The organism is Bacillus cereus group sp. BfR-BA-01382 (assembly GCF_022663475.1).
GTDB lineage: Bacteria > Bacillota > Bacilli > Bacillales > Bacillaceae_G > Bacillus_A > Bacillus_A thuringiensis_S.
The window spans coordinates 1-368 of the sequence record NZ_JAKUFQ010000308.1 but is presented as its reverse complement, the minus strand read 5'-3'; the positions used below and the strand labels follow the sequence as shown (position 1 = coordinate 368).

Here is a 368-nt window from a genome sequence, read left to right as displayed (position 1 = left end):
ACCTGAGGGGGAAAGTAAAGGATTACATCAAGGTATTGATATTCTCGCTCCAAATGGAACAGAAGTGAAATCTGTTTCAGATAAAGGGCGTGTAATGAATATTAGTACAACTGAAGGTGGATATTTAGGGAAAATGGTAGAAGTTGAATATAAAAACGCTACAGTCATTTATGGAAACCTTGGAAGTGTTGATGTGAAAAAAGGACAAGAAATCAAAAAAGGAGATAAGATTGGTACAGCAGGTGGTACTACAGAAAGTGGAGAAGTCATGCATTTAGAAGTTGTTTATAAAGGGCAACGTGTAGATGCAACACCATTCGTTACTGGTGAAGGTACACAAACTGGTGGGGGAAATGGAACTTCCACTC

Annotated in this window: 1 protein-coding gene; it reads left to right on the top strand. The window is 38.6% G+C overall.

The annotated features are described in order from the left end of the window. The coding region (locus MR160_RS34085) for a M23 family metallopeptidase (protein WP_242299245.1) at positions 1-368 on the top strand (368 nt) is incomplete at both ends.